The organism is Paenarthrobacter sp. AB444 (assembly GCF_028736865.1).
GTDB classification, from domain to species: domain Bacteria; phylum Actinomycetota; class Actinomycetes; order Actinomycetales; family Micrococcaceae; genus Arthrobacter; species Arthrobacter nicotinovorans_B.
Window position 1 is genome coordinate 1 of the sequence record NZ_JAQZBY010000016.1, and the last position, 17557, is coordinate 17557.

A 17557-nucleotide genomic window follows, 5' to 3' on the forward strand; every position below is an offset into this window, starting at 1 on the left:
CGCTGTTCGCGGACGAACCGGCTTCGTTGCTTACATCTGGTGTAGACACAAAAACCCCTATGGGTAGATAAACGACCTTCTTGCCGGAGGCACGCGCAGCCAACGACCACATTCAGCGCACACCGGGTTTCAGGTCAAGGTGACCAAGTACTAGTAATAGTAGTCGCAGGATGCATGGCGGAAGTACATTCATTACTGCCCTATGGGGCAACAAACAGGCGCGTGGTAGGACAGCTGCACAAACCGCCACGGCGAAATCTGGTCAGATGCCAGTTCCCTCGGCTTCAGCCATGGATTGCCGGCGAACAGTCGCCATTCTTTGGACGATGGTGGCAAAGCTGGCCAGTGCCAGCAGGACAAGGGTCGCGAAAAGCACCACGCGGGGAAGACCCAGTCCGGTAAGGCCGGTTATCAGAAGGACCGACGCCAAGCGCTCCGCACGCTCGGCAATGCCTACGCTTGCGTGGTAGCCAAGTGATTCCGCCTTGGCCCTTGCATAGGAAACGACCATCCCCAGGACCAGGCAAACGACGGCCGCGGTTCCGATCGCAGCATCGCGACCCCCTGTGAAAAACCAGATGGTGAGGCCGGCAAAGATGGCACCATCGGCCAAACGGTCCAAGGTTGAGTCAAGAAAGTTTCCCCAACCTCCGCTGCGACCCTGCAGGCGTGCCATGATGCCGTCAACCACATCGGAAAAGGCGAAGAGCGCCACAATGACCGAACCCCACCACAAGTGGCCCAGCGGGTACAGGATGAGACCGCCGAGCACCACTCCGGCAGTGCCTGCAATAGTGACGGCGTCAGGAGAGACGCCCAACCGCAGGAGCCAACGCGCCAGCGGGGTAAACAATGAAGTGAAGAAACCGCGCGCATGCCTATTGAGCATTCGACTCCCCTGGCCAGGCTTCAGCCACGAGTTTGCGGACCTCATCCAGGGTCTGCGTGATGGCTTTGGTCTGGGCAATGATGGGGAAGAAGTTTCCGTCTCCACCCCACCGTGGAACCACATGCTGGTGGAGGTGCGCGGCGATGCCTGCCCCACCGGTGACGCCTTGGTTCATCCCAAGGTTGAAGCCGCTGGGGTTGGAGACCTTGCGCAGGACCCTCATGGCGGTTTGCGTCAGGTCAGCGAACTCGGCCGTCTCCTCAACCGTGATGTCCGTGTAGTCGGGCACGTGCCGGTAGGGGCAGATCAGCAGATGGCCCGGGTTGTAGGGGAAAAGATTGAGCACCACGTAGCACGTCTTTCCCCGATGGACGATCAAGGATTCCTCGTCCGAGCGGGTGGGACCTACACAGAACGGGCAGTCGTCCTTGTTCTTGAACTGATCCTGCCCGCCCTTGATGTAGGCCATGCGGTGCGGAGTCCACAGGCGCTGAAACGCATCCGGAACGCCTGCAAGTCCGAAGTCATCGGTTACATCTGCATCGCCCGGGAAGTCAGCTGCCGCGCCTGTGTTCTCCTGCACCGTCACTGTATCCGTTCCGTCAGCTCTCGCGGTTCTTTACGGCGTCGACAATCCTGCGGACCGCCTCTTCCACGGGGACGCCGTTATCCTGGCTGCCATCCCGGAACCGGAAGGACACCGCGCCAGCTTCGGCGTCTTCGCCTCCGGCAATGAGCACAAAGGGAATCTTGTCCTTGCTGGCTGTGCGGATTTTCTTCGGGAAGCGATCCGAGGAGATGTCCACCTCGGCGCGGATACCTGCAGCCTTCAGCTGCCCCACGACGTCGAACATGTAGTCGTTGAACGCTTCGGCAACGGGAATGCCCACCACCTGGACCGGTGACAGCCAGGCCGGGAATGCTCCGGCGTAGTGCTCGGTGAGGACACCCATGAAGCGTTCAACAGAGCCGAAGAGGGCGCGGTGGATCATGACGGGGCGCTGACGCGTTCCGTCGGCAGCCTGGTACTCCAGTTCGAAGCGCTCGGGCAGGTTGAAGTCCAGCTGGATGGTGGACATCTGCCAGGTGCGGCCCAGGGCATCCTTCGCCTGGACGGAGATCTTGGGGCCGTAGAAGGCAGCTCCGCCCGGGTCAGGAACCAGCTCAAGTCCGGAGGCCTCTGCCACCTCCGCCAATGTGCGTGTGGCTTCTTCCCACGTGGCGTCGTCCCCAACGAACTTTTCTTCGTTCTTGGTGGAGAGTTCCAGGTAGAAATCGTCCAGGCCGTAGTCCTTGAGGAGACCGAGGACGAAGTTCAACGTGGTGGTGAGCTCGTCCTTCATCTGCTCGCGGGTGCAGTAGATGTGGGCATCGTCCTGTGTCATGCCGCGCACGCGGGTCAGTCCGTGCACAACGCCGGACTTCTCGTAGCGGTACACCGAGCCGAATTCGAACAGGCGCAACGGCAGTTCACGGTACGAGCGGCCGCGCGAACGGAAGATCAGGTTGTGCATGGGGCAGTTCATCGGCTTCAGGTAGTAATCCTGGGCCGGCTTGCGCACAGTGCCGTCCGGGTTGAGCTCGGCGTCCACCTGCATCGCCGGGAACATGCCGTCCTTGTACCAATCAAGGTGGCCGGAGACCTCGTACAGGTGCCCCTTGGTGATGTGCGGAGTGTAGACGAACTCGTAGCCGGCATCCACGTGGCGCTTGCGCGAGTAGTCCTCCATCTCCTTGCGGATGATGCCGCCCTTGGGGTGGAAGACCGGCAGGCCGGAGCCAAGCTCATCCGGGAAGGAGAAGAGGTCCAGCTCGACGCCAAGCTTGCGGTGGTCGCGGCGTTCCGCTTCGGCGATGCGCTCCTGGTAGGCCTTGAGGGCTTCCTTGGTGGGCCAAGCCGTTCCATAGATGCGCTGCAGCTGCTGGTTGTTCTGGTTGCCCAGCCAGTAGGCAGACGACGAACGCGTCAGCGCGAAGGCGTTGGAGATGATCTTGGTGTTGGGCAGGTGGGGGCCGCGGCAAAGATCGCACCATACGCTGTCTCCGCTTTTGCGGTCGACGTTGTCGTAGATGGTGATGTCGCCGGCGCCCACCTCGACGTTGACGCCTTCCGCGGCGTCCGTGGCATCGTTTTTCTTGCCGAGCAACTCAAGCTTGTAGGGCTCGTTGGCCATGGCTTGGCGGGCTTCTTCTTCGGTGACCACGCGACGGACAAACTTCTGGTTCTGGTTGATGATCTTTTGCATCATCTTTTCCAGCTGGCGCAGGTCTTCCGGGGTGAACGGCTCAGCGACGTCGAAGTCGAAGTAGAAACCGTCGGTGATGTAGGGACCGATGCCAAGTTTTGCGTCCGGGCGCAGCTGCTGCACGGCCTGGGCCATGACGTGGGCCGTGGAGTGGCGGAGGACATTGAGTCCGTCCGGCGATTCAATCGTGACGCCCTCGACGTTCGCACCGTCGGAAAGGGGCTGGTCAAGGTCCTTGAGCACACCGTCAACACGGGCTACAACGACGTCGCGGCGCTCGAAGAAGAGTTCCGCGCCGGTAGTCCCTTCCGTCACCTTGGTCTCTTCGCCATCGACGATGAGGGTGATCTGTTGGGCATCTGACACGGGTGTCTCCTATTCATAGTGAAGGCTTCATAGCTTGTGGCGTACGGGGACCACAGCCAGCCATCGTCAATCGTATCCGCTTCGGCTAGGGCGGCCAAAGCAGCGCGCCGGGGCCGTGATCCGGGGAGGTTCAGCTTCCCAGACCAGTGATGGCAAGGTTCCTTGAGATGCCATCCAGTGGCCCACGGTGCGTGTATTCGGCAGGTGGCTGCTCATCGCTACGCAGGATTTCCGGGTACGGCAAGGTTTCCGGCCTGCCAAGGTCCCAGGCCTTGCTCGCACTCAGGCTGATGCCTTTGGGGCCGGTCCGCCTGGTTGTTCCACGGATCAACAGCAGGCGTGTTCCGAACAGCAATGGCCCCGATTCTTCCTGGGCTTCGTGGAAGAAGACCGAATCAACGCATCCAGTGCCGTCATCGATGCTGATGAAGACAACACGCCTTCCTCCCCGCATGGGTGGGGTCTGTGTTGCTATGCGGACACCGGCAACCAGTACTTCTGTTCCGTTACGCAGGCCCAGGAGTTTGTCGGCGGTTGTCACACCCAATTTATCCAAGAGCGGGCGGTGGCTTTCCATCAGGTGTTCACTGACATCAACGGCCATCAGATCAAGTTCCGCCCTGACATTCTCGACCATGGTTGGCTCAGGAAGTTCCGGGGCGATGTTCCTCAGCTCAACATCCCCCAGGGCGAATGACAATTGCCCATCGATGACGCCGTTCTGCTTCTTGGAGGGACTGCTTTGCAGAGCCTGGAGATGCTGCACCAGATCGGCCCGGTTGGCAGTTCCCCCCGAGTCTTTATGAAGGGCATCGAAGGCGCCGAGTTGAGCCAGTCTTTTGATGTTTGGCTTGCTCACCCTCGCCCGGGTGCGCAGGTCGGCCAAGGAATCGAAGGGTTGACCGGCCACGACTCTTTTCAGTTCAGCCCCCGAGAACCCATAGATCCCTGAAAGGCTCAAACGGATTCCGAGTTTTCCGCTATCAGGCCCTTCGAGGATCTTCTCCACCCTGTATTCAGCCTGGCTTCGGTTGATGTCCAACGGCAGGATGGGAATGCCAAGACGACGTGCTTCAGCGACCAACAAGCGCTTTGGGTACATCCCGGGATCGTGTTCCCAGAGCCCGGCCAGGAAGGCTTCGGGATGGTGGGCTTTAAGCCACGCCGATTGGTAGGTAGGTACAGCAAAGGCAGCTCCATGGGCTTTGCAGAAGCCGAAGCTTCCGAAGGCCTTTAACGTTCCCCAAACCTTGTCCACGACCTCAGGCGTGTAATTCCTGATGGCCTCACGACGGAAATAGCTCTCCACTTCAGGTTCCCGGATTTCATCGCCAAGGGCCCTGCGGAATTCATCGGCCCTGGCCAACCCGCACCCTGTCATGACATCGAAGGTCTTGAGGATCTGCTCGTGGAAAACTGTCACCCCGTGCGTTTCCTGCAGTACGGGTTTGAGATCCGGATGGGGGTACACCTCCGGTGCGAATCCATGCCTGTGCTCAAGAAAGGGCCGCACCATGTCCGATTTCATCGGTCCGGGACGGAACAACGAAATGTCGATGATGAGGTCGTTGAATTCGCGGGGTGCCATTTTTCCTATGAGCTCCCGTTGACCTGGCGACTCGATCTGGAAGCACCCCAGGGTGTGGGTGCTTCGAATCAGGTCGAAGGTGGGTTCGTCGTCGAAGGGGACGTCGTTGAGCTCAATCCGGCCGTCTTCGCCGATGTAGTCAGGTCCTGTTCCTTCAGGTCCCACAGGGTGGTTTCCCGCTGCAACCACCTCTTCCTTGGAAGGATGGAGCCGGATCACCTCGCGCACCGCGAAGGCCATGGCACTTTGCATTCTTACACCCAGGACATCCAGCTTGAGCATGCCCATGGGATCCATGTCATGTTTGTCGAACTGGCTCATGGGCAGGCCCAGGCCGCTGGGCTGGACAGGGGTCCGGTCAAGGAGTGTCGCATCCCCCAGAATCACTCCACAAGGGTGCATGGAAATATGCCGGGGCAAGCGGTCAAGTCTTTCTGTGAGATCCACCAGGAGATCAAGCTGCTGATTTTCTTCCATGCCGCCGCGCTCAACCCGGCCGGCAAAGTCGCGGAGCTCGGGCTTCTCCACCAGCGCTTCGCGGAATTTTCTTGCCGAGAACCTCCAGAGCTGCTTGGCGATATCCCCGACCTCGCCCTCATCCATTCCCAGCGCCATCCCAGCGTCCCTGACCGCACCGCGGGCCCTGTAGCCGTTTTGCATGCTCATGAGCGTGACCCGTTCAGCCCCGAACCGGTCGAAGATCTTTCGGTAGACGTTGTGCCGTTCAGCGCTTTCGACGTCGATATCAATATCCGGCAGGGTGGAGCGGCGTCCGGAGAGAAACCGTTCAAAAATGAGATCGTGGCGGATGGGATCAACCTGGCTGATGTCGATCAGGTAGTTGACCAGGCTGGAGGCACCTGATCCCCGGGCAGCAACCCTGACCCCCATATCGAGGATCATCCGCGAAACCTCGGCAACAGTGAGGAAGTAGGAGCCAAAACCCAGCCCGGCGATGATCCCCAGCTCGTGCTCCAGCCGCGAGCGCACCCGCCTTTCCGCATCACCGCTGATACCTGGGAACCTTCGGGTGATACCGGCTTCACAGCGTTGGGTCAGTTCCAGCATGGGGTCGTTGTCGATGCCGATGATGGATGCCTCCGGTACCACGGGTTTTTTCCACCCCATGTCAAGGATGGGGTCTGCGCGGCATTTATCGGCGAGCGCTTCTGTGTTGGCGAGCAGTTTGCTGAGCCCGGATTGCCCCAACCCGGCGGCGTTCATGATTTCCTTGCCGAGCTGGAGCATGTGGCGGGGGCTCTTCAACCAGCCCTGTCCTGTGGGTTGAAGTTGCCCTGTGGGTTGAAGATGCCCTGCAGCGTGGAGCATGGGCTCTGTGGAGAGCTCGGGGAGGGACTTCAAGGTGCGCGCCGAGTCCAGGACATCAGCGGTTGCTGCACCGTCCTGGGCACAATAACGGACTGCGTTGGCCAGGACGGCGGGGACATTGTGTTCGAGGGCGAGTTTGAGCATGCGCACGGCATGGGCCGTACTGAGCGGCGCCCCGGGTGCGCTGAGGTGCGAGACGATCTCGGCAACCAGCGTTCCCGGTGGCATGGCGTCGATCCATTGTTTGAAAAGGGTCCGTGGCCTGAGGTATTTGCGTCCGCCCATGGCCCGTCCGACATCCGAGTCGGGTCCGATCAGTACGGTCAGCACGGGCTTGAGTGTTGTGGGGTCCAATGTCCTGGAAGCAAGTTCAGCGCGGGTTACTGCAACGGGGACTGCTCCCCCGGCTTTGCCCGAGGTGCGGGCATGGGCATCGGATACCAGGCGGCAGAGTGCACGGTAACCGGCGCCGTTGTTGTGTCCATGGGCCAGTACGACGACGCGGCCCGCTACTTGGGTGCGGTGGTCGCCGTCGTCGTCGAAAACTGCCAGGTCCACCCCGACGATGGGATCGATGCCTGCGTCCATGCAGGCTTTGAGGTGTTTGACTGTGCCGTAGAGTCCGTCCCGGTCTGTGCAGGCGAGCGCCGTAGCTCCGTCGGCTGCTGCGGTTTGGGCGAGTTCGTCGGGCCAGGAGACGCCATAGTGTGCGCTGAAGGCCGTGGAGACGTGCAGATGGGTGAAGCTCAACAGTTCACGCTGCTTCGTCGGGTTCCACGGCGCGGGCTGGTGCGGCGTCATGGATTCGAAGGAGTCGCCAGCGGCCGCTGCCTAGGTGCCGGACAAGGTCCAAGGTGATGGTGTGGTTGTCCTTTTGTCCGGTTTCCAGGGGTTGAAGCTGGACGCGCCAGATTTCGTGGTCAACCAGGCCTGCGCCGGCGCCGATGGGTGCGCGGTGTTCTTCGACCCACCATTGGCGGCGTTCGAACCACCGGACCGGCTCGTTGGTGACGGTGTACAGGGTCCCTTTCCATTGGACTTCCTGCGGCTGGCCTGTTTCTGAGCAGTTGACTGCAACGGACTCGCTGAACAGCCCCATCCCACACCTCACTACGCCGGTTCAATTCATTCGAAAGTATGTTCGAATATTTCCAGTTTACGCCGACGAGAGAACAAAACCTACTTCGGTGTTCAGCCCCGCACTGAAGCCTTTGCCACACGTTTACCAACCCGCTTCAGCAACCCGTCGCGCCACGGCTGCATCCCTTGCGCCAGGGCGACGTTTCCCATGAGCGATGAGGCGAGCCTCAGCTGCTGGGTGCGAAGTACGCGCTTCCTGTTGTAGGCCCTGAGGGCTTCTTTTTTGGGAAGTTCGTTCAGGAGTGCTCCCAGGGTTACGGCGTCGATCAGCGCTTCGCAAGCACCCCGACCAAGGTTCGGCGTCATGGCGTGGCACGCATCCCCCACGAGCACCACATTTTCCCGTGTGTACCGGCTCATCGGCGGTGTCGTCCAGATGCGTTGTGCCAGGGAATTGCCAGGGGTCGCCTGGTTCAGAACATCCCTGACGGCGTCCGAGTAGTTGATGTACCTGCCCCGGGTGATCTCAAGTGCTTCCTGGACGTCTACCTTCTCCGGTCCAAGGTCGGAACGAAATGAGGCGTACCAGTTGGTTCCGCCTACGGCCGGGGCCAGTCCAAAGATCTCTCCCTTGCCCCAGTATTCGCCAACGTCCCCGGAGGCGGGCGTACTGGGAACAACTCCCCTGACAGCCAGGAAAGGGGTGGGCCGCGCCGCACTCCGCCGGCCCCAGTGGCTTCGTCGGACGATACTGTTGACCCCGTCCGCCCCCACGGTCAACCAGGCATTGCCGGGAGTAATTTCGGCCCTTCGGTAAACACGTTCCACGGCGGCCGGCACCGCAGAATCGAGCAACTTAAGGAGCTCGGGTCTGGCTATGCCAACTACCCCTTCCCCTTCGATGGCCAGCAGGGCTTCACCCGTGGGGTCGCGCAGGGCTCCTGCGGTGATGATGGACCCACGGCTTCGAACGGCACCGAGGATCCCGATGTCAGACAAAGCACGTTGGGCCTCGCCCCACATGGCCAATGTTGTTCCCACGGCGGGCAGCTCGGGCCTCTGTTCGTACACGGTGACCTCAAACGCGCCCGGGTCGAGCCGTGCTGCGAGCGCCAAGCCAGCTATTCCACCGCCAATGATGTCCACTTTTTTCATGCGCACACTCTACTACTACATTTGTAGTAGAGATAGGTCCGGGAGCTAGACTTTCGCCATGCCCGACCGCCGAACCCAGTTAGCAGATGCAGCGCTCGCCGTCGTTGCCGCCCAGGGCCTGAAGGGCCTCACCCACCGTGCCGTGGACGCACAGGCCGGAGTCGCCGTCGGGACAACGTCGAACTACTTCCGTAACCGCGCCACCTTGGTGGCTGCCGCCGTCGACCGTGTTGAAGAGCTGGACAGCCTCCTGCTGCAGCAGGGCGCAAGGGAACGCCCGACGTCGGTCGCAGCAGTAGCAGAGCAGGTGGCCGGAGCAGTCATGGGACTCGCGCAGGAAAACGCAGGACTGACGAGGGCACGCTTCGTTTTCGCGCTGGACCAGCCGGAGGTAGTGGCGGCCGGACACGAGCGGCTGGTATCGGCGTTGGCACAGCTGCTCGAGGCCATGGGGGTGACGGAACCGAGGGCGCGGGCAGAAGCGGTTTCCGATTACAGCGACGGCCTGGTCCTGCACCTGCTGACCTCGAGGAAGGGCCAGGGCATCAGCAAGGAAAGGGTGGCGGAAAACATCCAGCGGCTCTTGGAGGCTTGAGCAAAGGATCACCTGCAGGGGTGGACGGCAGCGGGTCCGCAGAGCAGGATTGTGCCATGAGTACCAATGAGGCATTCCTGAAGCAGGTCAACATCTCAGCCGCTGATGACAACCTGGTGGCGAGGTTCGAAATTGACGGCAACATCCCAGGCTCCGGCGCTTATGTCGTGGGCCTTGTTGCTGCCAGTGAAGACTACTCCTCGCAGCGAAGGCTCGGCATCGAGTTCATGAACGGCGAGGCGATCTCGTTCTACTCCTTCAACCATTCCCTCAGCGCGGAGGAAAACTACGACATCAAAGGCGTAGAGCACTCGGGCAACGTCATCACCGGGAACTTTCCCATGTCCGCCATCCACGGACTCAGCAAAGGCCACGTGATGACGGCGTTCAGTGAAGCTGATGGCCGTGAGTTCCAATCCGGCGTGCCCGTCAACGAAGCCCTCTGAGGCCTGGAAATCCTCTGAAGCCTAGAACAGGCCCTCCACGGGTTCGATAAGCTCCGGAGAGTTGTTGCGGACATTCCCGACGGCGGCCCCCACCGGGTCCAACGTCCAATCGGCAGCTGCGTCGTGCGCCCTTGAACGGACCATGTCCACGAGCCCTGCGGCATCCTTTTCCCGCGGATCAAGCCACGCTTCCATCGTCTCCGTACTCATGGGCAGTGGAACGCGATCATGAAGGGATGTCAACTCATCGAACACCGAGGCACTGCGCCGTGTCCGTGCTGAGTCCGCCGTCGGGGTATCCGCGGTCAAAATGGACATCGACAGCAACCAACGGGCGGGATCGTCAGGGGACGCACTCTGGTCCCGCCACCACTCATACAAACCCGCGAACACCAAGCCGTGTCCGTCGACGGGATGGACATAGTAGGGCTGCTTGTTCTTGCCCTCGCCCTTCTTCCACTCGTAATAGCCATCGGCTGGCACCGCGCACCGCCGGGCTACGGCAGCCTTCTTGAAGGAAGGTTTCTCCAGAAGTGTTTCACTGCGCGCGTTGATCAAGCGGGCGCCACCTTTGGGATCCTTGGCCCAGGAGGGCACCAATCCCCACTTGGCCACGTGAAGCTGCCTCTTGACGTCGTCATCGACCAACCGTTCCAGCACGATCGGGACCGCATCCGTCGGGGCAACGTTCCACGACTTCTCCAAGGCAATCTCGTTCTCAAGCTCAGCGTCAAAATCGGCGAGCAAATCTCCCACCGCACGGGCCATAACGTAACGTCCACACATGGCAACAGTCTGCCCTTTCCCCCGAATTCACACCAGCGCAACCGTGTGACGTAACGCGGGTCGGCGGCCACACGGGAATTATTCTGCGCCGGGTTACCGTTATGAGGAACGAAACACCCCGCGCAAACAACAACTGAGGAGAGCTCTGTGGACTTCACTCCCGACTCCGGCACCATCACCATGTTCTCGACCACCTGGTGCGGTTACTGCAACCGCCTGAAGAAGCAGCTCGATGCCAAGGGCATCGGCTACACCGAGATCAACATCGAAGAAGTGGATGGCACGGCCGAGCTCGTCGAGCAGCTCAACGGAGGCAACCGCACCGTACCCACCGTGCTCTTCCCGGATGGCACGGCTGCCACCAACCCCTCAGCATCCGAGGTCGAGAGCCGTCTGGCTGCCTAAAGTGCTGACGTAACCCGCGCAGGGCCCGCACGGAACAAACCACGTACTGTCTCTCACCTGTGATAGACAGAATGGGAATCCGTAGCGGGCCCTGCTGCATTAACCGTGCACCAACCGGGCCTGCCCTCCGCGAGTCCGAAGGGAACCACACCAATGGTCCACGCAGTCAAAGGCGTCGTCGTCCGCTCCAAAGGCGCACCAGCAACCCTCGAAACCGTCCTTGTTCCCGAACCCGGCCCAGGCGAGGCTTTGGTGGACATCCTCACCAGCGGCGTCTGCCACACCGACCTCCATTACAAGCTCGGAGGCATCAGCGACGACTTCCCGTTCCTGCTCGGCCACGAAGCTACCGGCGTCGTCAGCGCAGTGGGTCCCGACGTCACCGATGTTGCCCCCGGCGACCGCGTCGTCCTGAACTGGCGCGCTGTCTGCGGCAACTGCCGCGCCTGTAAGCGCGGCGAACCCCAGTACTGCTTCAACACCCACAACGCCACCCAGAAAATGACCCTTGAGGACGGCACGGAACTGTCCCCGGCGCTGGGCATCGGCGCTTTCATCGAAAAGACCCTCGTCGCAGCCGGACAATGCACCAAGGTCGACCCCGAAGCCGATGCCGCCGCCGTCGGCCTGCTCGGCTGCGGTGTCATGGCGGGCCTCGGCGCCGCACTGAACACCGGAGGCGTCAAGCGTGGCGACTCAGTAGCAGTCATCGGCTGCGGAGGCGTGGGCGTGGCGGCCATTGCCGGCGCTGCGCTCGCCGGGGCCACCACCATCATCGCCGTCGACATCGACGCCAAGAAGCTCGAACGCGCCAAGGACCTCGGCGCAACGCACACGGTTGATTCCTCCGCAGGCGATCCTGTCGAAGAAATCCGTGCGCTCACCGGCGGCTTTGGCGCAGACGTGGTGATTGACGCCGTCGGGCGCCCCGAAACGTACAAGCAGGCCTTCTACGCCCGCGACCTCGCAGGTACCGTGGTCCTCGTCGGCGTTCCCACGCCGGAGATGACGCTGGAACTGCCCTTGCTGGACGTGTTCGGCCGCGGCGGCTCCCTCAAATCGTCCTGGTACGGCGACTGCCTGCCCTCCCGCGATTTCCCCATGCTGGTGGACCTCTACAAGCAGGGCAAGCTGGACCTGGACGCCTTTGTCACCGAGCGGATCTCCATCGACCAGGTTGAAGAGGCATTCGACAAGATGCACCACGGCGCTGTCCTGCGATCGGTGGTTGAGCTGTGAGCGCCGCCAACCTCACGATTGAAAATGTTGTCACGTCCGGGACGTTTTCGCTGGACGGCGGCACTTGGGACGTGGACAACAACGTCTGGATCATTGGGGACGATTCCGAGTGCATCGTCATAGACCCCGCCCACAACCCCGCAGCGGTTGTGGACGCCGTCAACGGCCGGACCGTCAAAGCCATCCTGCTCACCCACGGCCACGATGACCACATCCGGTACGCCGGCGAGTTCCGCGAACTCGTCAAGGCACCGGTCTACCTGCACAAGGAAGACTGGATGCTGTGGCATGCCGTCTTCCCGGGGGTCGATCCTGACAACTCGATCTCGGACGGAGACACGTTCGAAGTCGCCGGAGGAATCCTCACAGCCGTGCACACGCCTGGGCATTCGCCGGGATCCGTGTCGTTCCTCCTGCCCAGTGAAGGCACCCTCTTCAGCGGGGATACGCTCTTCCACGGCGGCCCCGGAGCAACGGGGCGTTCCTACAGCGACTTCCCCACCATCATCGAGTCCATCAAGACCAAACTCCTGACTCTGCCGGAGGAGACTGTGGTACGCACCGGCCACGGAGACAGCACCACGATCGGCGCGGAGAAGCCGCAGCTCGATGAGTGGATAGCACGCGGCCACTGAGCGGGGCGCGCAGCAGTCCACAAACCAAAACAGCCACCGCCCACAACGTCAGGGCGGTGGCTGTTTGGCTTGGCAGCACCCCAAGAAGCGGCGGTGATCAGCCCAGAAGGGTGCTGAAGTCGCCGTCGACGACGTCCGCATAGCCGCGGTAAGCGTCCACCACCGCCGCCTCCACAGCGGCTACGTCAACGTGGGGCAGCAAGTCGTTGGCGGCACCTGCGGTCGCCGGATCCCAGTCCAGGCCCAGCGCCTCATAGCTGGCCGTCAAGACATCGCGGATGGGACCGGAATTCTCCACCACCACCACGGAACTGAACAACCAGGCACCGGAGACGACGCGTTGGGCAGTGCCGATCAGTTTGATCCTGTGCGCGGGAAAATCAGGATCCTCGCCGTGGACGCTGAACTCGCCGGGGCAGTACTCCCCCGGGATCTCGCCGACGGCGGCATGTACGCCGACACTGCGAAGCGCACCGGCCAGCAGCTCGCCGAAGTCGGAGAAACGCGCCTTTGCGCGGACAATGGCGTCGGGGTGCGGCTCGATGTGGTCAATCACCAGCGTCCCTTGGTGATAGGCAGCTGCCCTGCCCCCGGCCTTGCGGACCAGCGGCTCAAAGCCACGTTCCCTGCACGCCTCTTCGGCAGCAGCGAAGCCTGGCAGGTTTGCATCCCGCTGGCCGAAAGCAACAGTGGGTTGCGGCCGGTACAAACGAAGCGAGGGCCCCAACTGGCCGCCGCGGGCACGCTTGAGCAGCTCCAGGGCAAAGTCGAGGTCGCCTGCAGCGCCAAAGGACTCCTGCTGCCGGTAGACGGTGAGCTGCTTGCCGGAGACTGCGGCTTCGCGCATCAGCTCTTCCTCAACGTCAGGATCTGCTCTGCCCTGCCGAACGGCCCATCAATGTCGTGCAACACTGTCGACGTCAAACCAATGCCATCGGCACCGAAAGAGACCTTATTGTCCAGTCCAAGCCATTCGCCCGCCGGTGCGCGGTACATGTGGATCTGCAGGTCGACGTTCGGGAAGATGTAGCTGTCTTTGCCCGGAGGGACACGAGCGGCGATGCCGTTGGCCGTGTCCACGAGGCCCATCAACCGCGCAAGGTCAGTGCTGTCTGCCCGATTCGTCAGGGGGTGCGAGGTCCGGATCCACACTCTGCCCGACCCCGGGCGGTGCCCTTCGGCGATGCGCATCTCCAGGGAGCGGATGTATCCGCCCGGCCAAACACTGGCCCCGTCCCAAGGCTTGCATTCATCAGGTGCGGGCATCGGTTCGTCCTCGACCGCGGCCACAGCACTGGTATCGCTCGTGATCATGCGCCAGGCGGCGGCCCGGATGGCTACGCGCCCTCCGGCGGAAAGCTCGGCCTGGATCAGTTCAATGGTCTTCCCCGGCCTCAACGTCGAGGTGGTGATCTGAAATTCTCCGCCGGGGATCAGACCAAGGATTTCGTAGCTGATCCGGGCAAGCCGGACATCATCCCTGGGCTCATGCCGCACAAGGGCATCGGCGAGGATTCCCGAGGCCGGCGCCATGTGTTGTTCGTGAGGATTCCAAGCGCCTTGGGCATGAATCGTGGAACGGAAACGGCCGCCGCCCAACGATTCGTAATAGAAAACGCCGTCCGCCAGTTCCGGTAATGCAGTAGTCAACCCGAGCCTTTCGCCGATGCAGCAGTAGAACTCAGACCACTGTATCCGCTGATTTGCCTGCCGCCCGACGCTTGCGGATCACAACAATCCAGACAACCAAGGCAGCCGCCACGGCGATGCCCACCGCGGCCCCAACCGGCGACCCCGCGGCAACCGCCAGCCAGGCCTCCAAGGCCGCAAGTCCGATGGTGGCGTACAGGAGCGCCCAAACGACGGACCCGATAATGGCCGCGGGGAGATATCTCCGAAGGGGCATGCGCGCGGCGCCGGCGGCCAGATTGATCGCGGTCTGGAGGCCGATGGTGAGGAAGGAAAGAACGACGGCGTACGGCCCCCACCGCTGAATGAGGGCTTGGGCCCGGGCTGCTTTGGGGCGTTGGAGCGAGGTCCCGTAACGGGTGTGCGCGAATCCGGCGACAGCACCACGGCCGATCCAGTACGTGACATTGACGCGGATCATGACAATGGCGAAGAGCGCTGCAAGGGCAACGCCGAAGGGCAAACTCATGATCTGGTCCACCCGACTTAGGCTACCCTAAGCCAACGTTCCACGAAGATTCGCTCCCGGCAACGGCTGAGGGTGGACCCTAGGATGGGTTCATGGATCTCAGCGAGGCCGCCCAGGAGCTGTACGCAGTACTGCCGCGCGACTTCACCTCCGAGCGGACATCCTTGGTGCGCGCGGCCAAGGAATCCGGCCAGAAGGAGCTTGCCCAGGAGATCGGCCGCCTCCCCAAGCCAGCCGCAGGGGCCTGGGCCATCAACATGCTCGCAGTCCACAAGCCCGAGGTGATTGACGGCGTCGTGCGTTTTGGCGCGTCGCTCCGAAGCGCCCAGGAAGAGTCGGACGCTGAAGCTTTCCGGGAACTGAGCCAGCAACGGCAGAGCCAACTGACGGCGGCCGTTCACGCCGCCAAGGACCTTGCCGAAGAGCTTGGCGCGCCCCTGAGCGCCGCGGCGGCATCTGACGCGGAACAAACCCTGCGGGCCGCCATGGCCGACGCCGGAGCAGCGCGGGCAGTGGCGACCGGACGACTGGTGCGGGGGCTGAGCGGGAGCGGCTTCGAATCTGTCGACATCACCGACGCCGTCGCGGCAGCTGGAACAGAGGATGCGGTTGGCGTTGAGGAGCGCAACCCCGCTCCGGCCACAACGCGAAGGACGAGAGCCGCAGCCGGCGAAGAAAAGCCGGACTCCACGGCTCGTTCAAAGAACAGCCCGCCGACTAAAACAAAAGACCCCAAGGAACAGGCCACGTCGCTGGCCGAACGCCGTGCCGCAAAGCGGCAGGCTGCGTTGCAGGAAGCACAGGACGAGTTCGACGCAGCGGACCGCGAGGCCCGGCAAGCAGAAAATCAGGCATCCTCGGCCTGGGATGTCGTCAATGAGCTCGCCCGCCGTCGCTCGGATGTCGAGTCTGAAATTTCCGAGGTGAAGAAGAAGCTGGCCTCCCTGGAGGCCGATCTCATTGGCATTACGCGGGATGCCGAATCCGCCGAATCCGACAAGAAACTTGCAGTCAGGACAGCCACGCAGCTCCGGCGCAGTGCTGACCAAGCACAACGCCGCGTCGACAGGCTCCGCTAGTCCTTCTTTTTGCCCACCGTTTTCTGGAGGTGGTGGGTTGCCGGCCCTTCAAGATATTTGCCCTCCGGCGTGAACCTTGAGCCATGCAGCGGGCAGTCCCATGACTTTTCGGCATCGTTCCATGTCAAGAGTCCGCCCAAGTGCGCGCAGCTGGCCGAGACCCTGCAGACTTTGCCATCGACCGTGGACACCGCTGCGGGTTCGCCCTTGTACAGCCCGACCACGCCGCTGCCTTCCGGTGGACGGGTTTCATCGGTGATCTCCGGGTTGCTCCTGACTTTGGCCTTGTCCTCAATCATCCGCTTGGTGGTACTGGCGTTGAGCCGGACAGCCTGCAGGGCACCCTGGGGAGAAGTGACCCTGTGATGGATGATTCTGGCCCAGTCGGACTGGCCGCCCAGGATGTCCGAGGTGATGGACAAGGCAGCGGCGACGCCGTTGCTCATCCCCCATTTGTTGTAGCCGGTGCCGAAGAAGATCCTGCCGTGGCCCCGGGGGAGTTTGCCGAAGAACGGCATGAGGTTGGTTGCCTGGTAGTCCTGCGCTGACCAGGTGTGTGTCACTTCCGCGCCTGGATAGTGCTTGTTGGCCCACCCCAAAAGGTCGTTCAGGTGCTGTTGCGGCGATGCGGCCCGGCCACCGGTGTGACCGTAGCCGCCCACCAGCAGCAGCTCGCCTTCAGCCGTGGGGTGCGTGCGCTGCGACCTGGTAGGAGCGTCAATGGACAAGTACATGGCTTGGGGAAGTTGTGCCCCTGGCGACGGGCGCAGTGCGGCAGCGTAGGAACGGTTGGGTTCCAGCTTGGCGAAGTACAGGCCGCGGTCGAGGATGGGAGTGCCCGTGGCTATCACCACGGTGTCGGCAGTGAACGTTCCCTTGCGGGTGGACACTTCCACCGGCAGTTCGGAGCCGACGTTCTGCACCTGCACATCTTCGACTACCAGGCCGCCATGTTCCCGGATGTCCGCTGCGAGGGTGTCCAGGACCTCCATCGGGTGAATCTGCGCCTGATCCTCCAGTTCCAGCGCCTCAATCACCGGAAACGGAAGCCCGGGGTCGCGGCTGAAGTGGACGTCCAAACCTGCGTCCCTCGATACCGCGGCCTCCTTGCGGAGCCGCTGCGCGCCGTCGTCCGTCGTGGCGAGAGTGACCGCAGTCCGACGCTGGAACGGAACGCCCTGCTGTTCCAGATACTGCGTCAGCCAGGCTTGGCCTGACTTGTTGGCTTCCACATAGGCCTGCACCACTTTGAGGGAGTACTGCCCGCGGAGGGCGGACAGGGCTCCGCCCTGAAGCAGGCTCAGCTTTCCTGTGGTGTTCCCCGTGGTCACGGCCCCAAGGGTTCGTGCTTCGAAGACCACCACCCGCTGACCGGAGCGCGAGAGCAGCAAGGCAGTCACCATGCCCGTCAGCCCGGCACCCACCACGATGGTGTCGAAGTGCTTGTCCTCAGGGACGGCGTCGGATGTAAAGCGGGATTCCCTGTCCAACCACAGTGATTTCATCGAACGACTCGCCTTTCAATCCACGGGCACGCAGTATGGAAACGCTAGGCCGGTCT

The 17557-nt window shown here is 62.2% G+C and carries 17 protein-coding genes; 6 read left to right on the top strand and 11 right to left on the bottom strand.

The annotated features are described in order from the left end of the window. Nucleotides 1–262: 262 nt before the first annotated feature. The 6 genes from pgsA to PQ627_RS17335 form a co-directional block, all read right to left on the bottom strand. Complete coding sequence (gene pgsA / locus PQ627_RS17310; protein WP_274262685.1) at nt 263–889, bottom strand: phosphatidylinositol phosphate synthase; 627 nt, start codon at nt 887–889, stop codon at nt 263–265. After that, complete coding sequence (locus PQ627_RS17315; RefSeq protein WP_144658964.1) at nt 879–1472, bottom strand: HIT family protein; 594 nt, start codon at nt 1470–1472, stop codon at nt 879–881. The genes pgsA and PQ627_RS17315 overlap by 11 nt, the downstream gene beginning before the upstream one ends. A gap of 19 nt (nt 1473–1491) precedes the next feature. After that, nucleotides 1492–3501 (bottom strand): threonine--tRNA ligase, encoded by a 2010-nt coding sequence (gene thrS, locus PQ627_RS17320; RefSeq protein WP_144658965.1) that lies wholly within the window; start codon nt 3499–3501, stop codon nt 1492–1494. A gap of 130 nt (nt 3502–3631) precedes the next feature. Beyond that, entirely contained in the window at nt 3632–7168 is a 3537-nt protein-coding gene (locus PQ627_RS17325) for a DNA polymerase III subunit alpha (protein WP_274262686.1), read from the bottom strand. A gap of 4 nt (nt 7169–7172) precedes the next feature. Beyond that, the gene (locus PQ627_RS17330; protein ID WP_274262687.1) at nt 7173–7517 is read right to left on the bottom strand and encodes a DUF6504 family protein; all 345 of its coding nucleotides are present in this window, start codon (nt 7515–7517) and stop codon (nt 7173–7175) included. 92 nt (nt 7518–7609) lie between these two features. Next, complete coding sequence (locus tag PQ627_RS17335) at nt 7610–8659, bottom strand: FAD-dependent monooxygenase (protein WP_274262688.1); 1050 nt, start codon at nt 8657–8659, stop codon at nt 7610–7612. A 52-nt stretch (nt 8660–8711) separates the two neighbouring features. Here PQ627_RS17335 and PQ627_RS17340 point away from each other — a divergent pair, with 52 nt between their 5' ends. Together PQ627_RS17340 and PQ627_RS17345 are read left to right on the top strand one after the other, a co-directional pair. Beyond that, complete coding sequence (locus PQ627_RS17340) at nt 8712–9248, top strand: TetR/AcrR family transcriptional regulator (protein WP_274262689.1); 537 nt, start codon at nt 8712–8714, stop codon at nt 9246–9248. 56 nt (nt 9249–9304) lie between these two features. Continuing rightward, nucleotides 9305–9694: a hypothetical protein gene (locus PQ627_RS17345; protein ID WP_144658970.1), complete on the top strand. Its 390-nt coding sequence runs from the start codon at nt 9305–9307 to the stop codon at nt 9692–9694. Nucleotides 9695–9715: 21 nt separating this feature from the next. On the opposite strand, the gene PQ627_RS17350 is transcribed toward PQ627_RS17345, so the two are convergent. Then, on the bottom strand, nt 9716–10462 hold the full coding sequence (locus PQ627_RS17350) for an SOS response-associated peptidase (RefSeq protein WP_260842302.1): 747 nt from the start codon (nt 10460–10462) through the stop codon (nt 9716–9718). A 165-nt stretch (nt 10463–10627) separates the two neighbouring features. Here PQ627_RS17350 and PQ627_RS17355 point away from each other — a divergent pair, with 165 nt between their 5' ends. From PQ627_RS17355 to PQ627_RS17365, 3 genes are all read left to right on the top strand, one after another. Further along, nucleotides 10628–10885 carry a mycoredoxin gene (locus tag PQ627_RS17355; protein ID WP_018777778.1) on the top strand — a complete coding sequence of 86 codons (258 nt, stop codon included), beginning with the start codon at nt 10628–10630 and terminating at the stop codon, nt 10883–10885. Nucleotides 10886–11038: 153 nt separating this feature from the next. Next, on the top strand, nt 11039–12124 hold the full coding sequence (locus PQ627_RS17360) for an S-(hydroxymethyl)mycothiol dehydrogenase (protein ID WP_144658972.1): 1086 nt from the start codon (nt 11039–11041) through the stop codon (nt 12122–12124). Then, nucleotides 12121–12759, top strand: coding sequence for an MBL fold metallo-hydrolase (locus PQ627_RS17365; RefSeq protein ID WP_144658973.1), 639 nt, complete (start codon nt 12121–12123; stop codon nt 12757–12759). The genes PQ627_RS17360 and PQ627_RS17365 overlap by 4 nt, the downstream gene beginning before the upstream one ends. A 97-nt stretch (nt 12760–12856) precedes the next feature. Here the strand turns inward: PQ627_RS17365 and PQ627_RS17370 are convergent, their stop codons facing one another. From PQ627_RS17370 to PQ627_RS17380, 3 genes are read right to left on the bottom strand one after another with little or no spacing between them, the layout of a single operon-like run. Beyond that, entirely contained in the window at nt 12857–13606 is a 750-nt protein-coding gene (locus PQ627_RS17370) for a lipoate--protein ligase family protein (RefSeq protein ID WP_274262690.1), read from the bottom strand. Further along, nucleotides 13606–14409: a thioesterase family protein gene (locus PQ627_RS17375; RefSeq protein WP_274262691.1), complete on the bottom strand. Its 804-nt coding sequence runs from the start codon at nt 14407–14409 to the stop codon at nt 13606–13608. The genes PQ627_RS17370 and PQ627_RS17375 overlap by 1 nt, the downstream gene beginning before the upstream one ends. Nucleotides 14410–14440: 31 nt before the next feature. After that, nucleotides 14441–14929: a DedA family protein gene (locus tag PQ627_RS17380; protein ID WP_306841324.1), complete on the bottom strand. Its 489-nt coding sequence runs from the start codon at nt 14927–14929 to the stop codon at nt 14441–14443. Nucleotides 14930–15009: 80 nt separating this feature from the next. On the opposite strand from PQ627_RS17380, the gene PQ627_RS17385 reads away from it, so the two are divergent. After that, on the top strand, nt 15010–15996 hold the full coding sequence (locus tag PQ627_RS17385; protein ID WP_274262693.1) for a hypothetical protein: 987 nt from the start codon (nt 15010–15012) through the stop codon (nt 15994–15996). Here PQ627_RS17385 and PQ627_RS17390 read toward each other — a convergent pair. Further along, a complete protein-coding gene (locus tag PQ627_RS17390) occupies nt 15993–17501 on the bottom strand; it encodes an FAD-dependent oxidoreductase (protein WP_274262694.1) in 1509 nt (502 codons plus the stop codon). The two genes, PQ627_RS17385 and PQ627_RS17390, sit on opposite strands and share 4 nt — an antisense overlap. Between the last annotated feature and the right edge of the window lie 56 nt (nt 17502–17557).